Annotated in this window: 6 protein-coding genes; 1 reads left to right on the top strand and 5 read right to left on the bottom strand. The window is 39.4% G+C overall.

Annotation, left to right across the window (positions count from 1 at the left end):
• Nucleotides 1–505 precede the first annotated feature (505 nt).
• Nucleotides 506–1,459: a hypothetical protein gene (locus tag MES37_RS23110; RefSeq protein WP_121813380.1), complete on the top strand. Its 954-nt coding sequence runs from the start codon at nt 506–508 to the stop codon at nt 1,457–1,459.
• 198 nt (nt 1,460–1,657) lie between these two features.
• Here MES37_RS23110 and MES37_RS23105 read toward each other — a convergent pair whose 3' ends face one another.
• The 5 genes from MES37_RS23105 to MES37_RS23085 all read right to left on the bottom strand — a co-directional run bounded on the left by MES37_RS23105 (nt 1,658) and on the right by MES37_RS23085 (nt 5,824).
• Nucleotides 1,658–1,981 carry a hypothetical protein gene (locus MES37_RS23105; protein ID WP_232885950.1) on the bottom strand — a complete coding sequence of 108 codons (324 nt, stop codon included), beginning with the start codon at nt 1,979–1,981 and terminating at the stop codon, nt 1,658–1,660.
• A 66-nt stretch (nt 1,982–2,047) separates the two neighbouring features.
• Complete coding sequence (locus MES37_RS23100) at nt 2,048–2,917, bottom strand: L-ribulose-5-phosphate 3-epimerase (protein WP_208111301.1); 870 nt, start codon at nt 2,915–2,917, stop codon at nt 2,048–2,050.
• Nucleotides 2,910–3,686, bottom strand: a complete 777-nt coding sequence (locus MES37_RS23095) for an IclR family transcriptional regulator (protein WP_064547035.1) — start codon at nt 3,684–3,686, stop codon at nt 2,910–2,912. Before MES37_RS23095 ends, MES37_RS23100 begins: the two co-directional genes overlap by 8 nt.
• Nucleotides 3,687–3,692: 6 nt before the next feature.
• A complete protein-coding gene (locus tag MES37_RS23090) occupies nt 3,693–4,337 on the bottom strand; it encodes a 3-keto-L-gulonate-6-phosphate decarboxylase UlaD (RefSeq protein ID WP_064547037.1) in 645 nt (214 codons plus the stop codon).
• Between the two features lie 2 nt (nt 4,338–4,339).
• A complete protein-coding gene (locus MES37_RS23085; protein ID WP_273695186.1) occupies nt 4,340–5,824 on the bottom strand; it encodes an FGGY-family carbohydrate kinase in 1,485 nt (494 codons plus the stop codon).
• Nucleotides 5,825–5,918 lie beyond the last annotated feature (94 nt).

Genomic DNA, 5,918 nt, shown 5'->3' with positions numbered 1-5,918 from the left:
GCTGAGCACTCATCCCTTAACTCCGGGGATAGATCTTGACCAAGCAATGCTTTAGTAATTGCAGCCATAATGACATCTCCAATAACTATTAAACATCAGGAATGTTATTTTTTAAAATCGAAACTATTAATTTCGTCATTAACAATAACAAGATTGTTGGTGAAATTGAATTATGATTCCGCTGGCTTGCTGCATATATAATACTTTCAGTTGACACCAGCGATATTTCTAAATCTTTTCGCTGATATTTTTGTAACAAAAAAAAGATAACAGATCAAAATCAATAATTTCGCCGCTGACAAAAAATATTATTAATTATATCTTGAGTGTAATCATTCTGTGGTCACATCCCATTAACAAGTAATATTCCCAATTAATTCAGTACCGACCAGGTAGATCAAATCTCCCCGTGAAAATTTTGATCGCTTCTATACTGAAAACAAAGGTATTCTTGCAAATACATTCATAGAACTCATGTTCGTTCAATGGGGAGACTGGGAGCAACATGACGGTGCCGTACTCTTATGCTTTGCCCATTATTGCTGCGCTGTCGTTAGCCAGCCCGGTGAGTTATGCCGTTGATGCGAGCCGCCCTAAAAAGCATGCTGATGCGGTACTCGCGCTAATGAGTTACACCGTCTGGCCGGATATCACCGCCAGCGATCTGAATATCGATAACGGTACCAGCGGGACGCAAGAGCTATCCATTACCCAGTTCGGCGGTGGCGCAACCATCAGCAAGGAAGTCCCTCTCTATCTTGAAGGGACGATGGGTTACAGCCGTTATGACCCGCAATTTGTACTTTCCGACGGGACCCAAAGCCGCAAAATCCCGACCAAATGGAACAGTCTAACCGCCACGGGTGGCGTTGGCTGGGATTTTCACGTCTATACCGATAGATGGGGTGGTAACCTGGTACTGCGCCCAATCTTCAATTTCATGCTCGGCACCATGGCCAGTGACCTACGCATTGGCACTTATGTTTTCAAACGACGTACTAATAAAGATTTTGATTTTCTGAATGGTGGGCGGCTCAATGCCTATGGTTTGGGCGGTTCGCTGATGCTCGATTATGAATTGTTCTCAAAACCTCAGGATATCGATATCGAGTTGCGTTATTCCGACATGACTCTGCGCAGTTTTGGCAGCACATCTGAAGCCGTCAGAGGCGAGGCCAACACGCAAAATCTGGGCGTTTATCTGCGTCGTCGTGCTCCTGTCTCGGACTGGACGTTGCTCAATAAGCCGCTACGTTATGTTCTGGAAGGGGCACATACCGAGTATTTGGGGGAGCAACGTGGGCAACTCGGTTTTAATAGTCTGACATCGATGGGGTTAGGGTTCGAGCTAGATAGCAGTGATTATGATGTTTTCATCACCCGCACAAGACTGGTGGCGCGTTATATGTTTGGTAATAACACCAATGGTTACGGTTTAGGATTGGCGATGAGTTTTTAAGGCGGGTTGATTTTGCAAAGCCTGGGAGTTGCCACCCAATCATGTGCACAACATCAGATTGCAGAAATAACGGTTAGCTCAACTACTATTTAAAAAACGTTGATATATCTCAGATGTCATCGAAGCAAACTGGGATACATCAACGGTTGCAGCTTATCTTATACATACCAGTACACGACATTTGTATACAAGCCGGAATTACTCAACCATAAAGTTCATGTGATGCACACGCAGGTTATATTTTTCAACAATAATCTTAGTTGCATTCATACTCGCGATGCGTTGCTGTGAGTTTAACGCTTGTTCCATCGCATTTTTATCTTCATAACTGTGCTGCATCATCAAAATAACACTCTGATGACACTCAGACTCTATAAATTCTGGCTTACTCAATACAACACCTTTATTACCAGGGAAAGTACGGATAATAGGTGCAACTTCTTTTTCCATATAATTGTAAAAGTCTATTTTTTCTTCATTGTTTAAATCAGCTTCAAAAAAAGCAGTTCTTATAATAGTCATATGTTTATCCTACTGAGTTAATAATTTATCAGAGAAAAAATCCGAATGGTTTATTGTTTGAATAAATTAAAGATAAAAGCCTGCTTTATTGGCTGTTTCTTGCAATGTCTTCTTGGCTTCTTTAATGTTTTCAAACCATTTGTCATCTTGAGCCCACATTTCAATAACAAAAGGTGAGCAATAATCCATAGCGGCTAGAGTTTTAAAAATTGAGAAAAAATCAACCTCACCTTCACCAATCACTAAGTCGCGGAACTGGCCTTTAGACGTACTAGAAACACGACGAGTATCTTTTAAGTGGACTTGAATAATATGGTCTTTTGACAACATTAACTCAGTACACACATCATAATTCCAGCCAGTTATATTCCCCACATCAGGATAGGCCATGAAGTAAGGGGATGGGATTTCACGTTTCAGAACTTCAAATTTACTTAACGAGTTTAAATATGGCGTATCCATAATTTCCACGCCAAGCATTACACCCGCTTTTTCTGCCATTTTCGCAGCTTGTTTCATACCATCAATAAAGCGCAGGTGTGTACTCTCAGATTGAGGTTCATAATAAACATCGTAACCTGCCATCTGAATGCAACGAATACCAAGTTTATAGGCTAATGTGATCGCCTTTTCCATAATAGAAAGCGCTTCCAGGCGAATAGTTTCGTCCATAGAGCCAAAGGGAAACTTTCTATGCGCGCTTAAACACATGGACTGCAATGGCATGCCATGCTTTATGCATAAATTACGTAACTCATATATCTCTTCATCAGACCAGTCCAGTCGGGCTCTTCGCTCATCTGTCTCATCAACTGAAATTTCAACGAAATCAAAGCCAGCATCTTTGGAGTAGAGTAATCTATCTTCCCAACTTAATGTTGCTGGCATTGCTTTCTCATAAATCCCTAGCCTGTATTTTTCAGTAAAGTTAATCACTTGATCCTCCATAATTTAAGTGCTGTTGAATTCTATCAGTAAATACTTTTACTTTATCAGCGATCACCGAATAACCAATTTGCCGCATTTTAGGTGTCAATGTAGACACGCTCACCGCATAAACAGGTGTGCCATTTTTGTCAAGGATGGGAACGGCTATACAGGATATTCCAGCCTCATTTTCTTCATCATCAATTGCATAACCTCGGACTTTAATCTGCCCAAGAGTATCAAAAAAAGGTTCTTTGTCTAAAATAGTGTTTTCTGTTAATTTCTGCATGACACTGGAGTTTCGTTGCCAATATGACTCTTTCACCGCATCAGTACTAAATGCTAAATAGCACTTACCTGCTGCAGAACAATACATAGGTGAATGCAATCCAACATAAGTACGGGTTCTGAATGAAGCATCTCGAGGTTCAAGTTTATCCTGGAAAATTATATTATCTGCATCAAAGGATAAAAAATTAACGGTTTCATTTAATTCAGAAAGTAATTCGGATAGGTAGGGTTTAACAACCCCAGTAACGTCTGAATTCAATGCTGCATGGCCTAATTGCATCAACTTCATCGTCAAACGATATTCTTTTCCTGAAAACATCTGGGCAACATAGCCAGATGACTCAAAGGTAGAAAGAACTCTATGAATAGATGACTTATTAAAGCCCGTCCCCTCAGATATATCTTGTAAAGAAACACCGTTAGGATACTGCCCCAAATACTCAAGGATAGTTAAGGCTTTAGATAGTGATTTAATTTGCTCACTCATAAATGTCTACCAATGTTTTTTAATTTCACTATGAAAATGTTGAGCGATATCTGGACCATCTGAATCAGCTAAAGCTCTACCGGCAATAAATGCTTTAACATTGATGCCCTTGAATAAATGAATATCTTCCGGAACAATGCCACCCGTGACGGAAAGCTCTAATCCTAATTCAGATAGTTTTTTAAGTTTTACCAGATCATCTTCTGTCCAGTTTACTCCAGCTAATTCAGCATCACGAGATCTATGGTAAATAGCTTGTCTTACTCCCATTGCTACCCAATCTCTTGCATTATCATAGGTCCAGTTACCATAAAGCTCTATTTGAACTTCGCCTTTAAACTCATCAGTTATCTTTTTAGCTGCGCGAATAGTTTCTATATGTGCAGCAGCACTGACAGTAACCCAGTTTGCCCCTGCCTGCATGGCTAAACGCGTTAAAATGGCGCTGGCATCAGTAATTTTCATATCACAAACAATGATATGGTTTGGATACTTTTCACGCAAAATAGCGACGCAATCAATACCATACGAAAAGGCTAAAATGGTACCAACTTCAATAACATCTAAATCTCTTGATACCAATTCAACAGATTTTAATGCAGATTCAATCGTTGTGGCATCAAGAGCCATTTGCAGTAAGGGCCTGGTCATCTTCATGATTCCTCGAATTCTTTGAAAAGTTGTACAAGCTTCTGATATTTATTATATTTATTCTGGAATTTGATAAAATTATCAGAATCTGGCTTAAATTGCACTGTTTGTGTTTGAATATTTTTAACGCAATCACTGACAGTTGGATATTCATCGGCGCCAACCATAGCAACAATAGCCGCACCTAACGCACCGGTTTCATCTATATTTAAGACTTCAACCGTCATACCGCTCAAATCTGCTAGCATTTGCATCCATGTTCTACAAGAAACAGGGCCCCCTGTTACTTTCAGAACTTTAGCCTCTGGAAATCTAATACGCATTCGTTCTAAATGAACATTATGACAAAATAAAATACCTTCCCATATTGCCTGGATTATATGTCCTTTGGTGTGGTGCGCTTGTAAACCATAGAAACCAGATTTGAGACCTAGTCCCTGATTAGAACCATACAAAAATGGAACAAAAAATACACTGCTAGATGCAACCTCTAGATCTGAAACCAAGGCCTCATTATCTTTATGATTAAAGCTACCATTTTCCCCAAGATAGTTTGAAAACCACTCATAATTCCCTGCCGAGGTAGGGCTCGCTTCATGTATAACATATTCATCAGTGATTGCATGACGACCATAAACGAAATTATATTTTTCTTGAGTAATTGATTTTGTAATCCCGGAGGTTACTGCCCATGTCCCCATTACATAATTAAGTGAATTTTCACCAGAGTTAATACCTGAGCATAATGCCGTTGAGACTACATCAAATAGGCCACCGAAAACAGGCGTTCCAGCAGACAACCCTGTTTCTTTTGCAACCTCTTCAGTAATATAACCACCGATATCATTAGAATTAATTATTGGTGGTAATGCACTCCATACTTCTTCAATGCCAAATAAATGTAATAAATCTAAATCATACTTTCCTGTATGGGCATTAAAAAAATTACTTTCAGACATATTAGTAATTTCAGCGGCAATGACATCTGTAAAACGATAACGAAGATAGTCATGAGCCATCAAGATTGAACCAATATTGCAGTAAGTATCGGGCTGATTATCTTTAAGCCAGCGAACAATCGATACAGGATGTCCAGTCCATAATGTCTGTAATGTTTTTTGATAAACAATATTTGGCAACCCTTCACTCATCCACTTTTTCACTATTGGTAATGAGCGTGAGTCTGAAGACATAATTCCTCGTTCTAAAGCATGCCCTCTTTTATCAAGTAAGTAAACACCTTTACCTTGTGCCGAAATGCCCAATCCTTTAATTTTTTTTGGGTCTATTGCCGTTACGGTTAATAATTCTTTAATTGCAATGACTGCATCATTCCATAATGCATTCAGATCACGTTCGACCCACCCTTGCTTTTCATTAATAACACTCGCTGATTTTCTTACTAACCCATGCTGATTGCCATGCGCATCAAACAGGGCCGCTTTCATAAAAGTCCCACCGGAGTCCAAGCCAATGTAATAATTCATAGCACCCCCGCTAATAAATCATTATGTATCTTCACCACTAACTTTCTAACAAATTCAGGTTCTTTATTTATTACATTTGTTATATGAACTACAT

This window comes from Buttiauxella sp. S19-1 (assembly GCF_022134725.1).
GTDB classification, from domain to species: Bacteria; Pseudomonadota; Gammaproteobacteria; order Enterobacterales; family Enterobacteriaceae; genus Buttiauxella; species Buttiauxella ferragutiae.
The sequence above is the reverse complement of the archived record's forward strand: the minus strand, read 5'-3'. Positions and strand labels throughout refer to the sequence as shown.

What these genes read in the sequence shown, in the direction of transcription:
- MES37_RS23110 (WP_121813380.1), top strand. Translation starts at nt 506, where the DNA reads ATGACGGTGCCGTACTCTTATGCTTTGCCCATTATTGCTGCGCTGTCG.
- MES37_RS23095 (WP_064547035.1), bottom strand. Translation starts at nt 3,686, where the DNA reads ATGAGTGAGCAAATTAAATCACTATCTAAAGCCTTAACTATCCTTGAG.
- MES37_RS23105 (WP_232885950.1), bottom strand. Translation starts at nt 1,981, where the DNA reads ATGACTATTATAAGAACTGCTTTTTTTGAAGCTGATTTAAACAATGAA.
- MES37_RS23085 (WP_273695186.1), bottom strand. Translation starts at nt 5,824, where the DNA reads ATGAATTATTACATTGGCTTGGACTCCGGTGGGACTTTTATGAAAGCG.
- MES37_RS23090 (WP_064547037.1), bottom strand. Translation starts at nt 4,337, where the DNA reads ATGACCAGGCCCTTACTGCAAATGGCTCTTGATGCCACAACGATTGAA.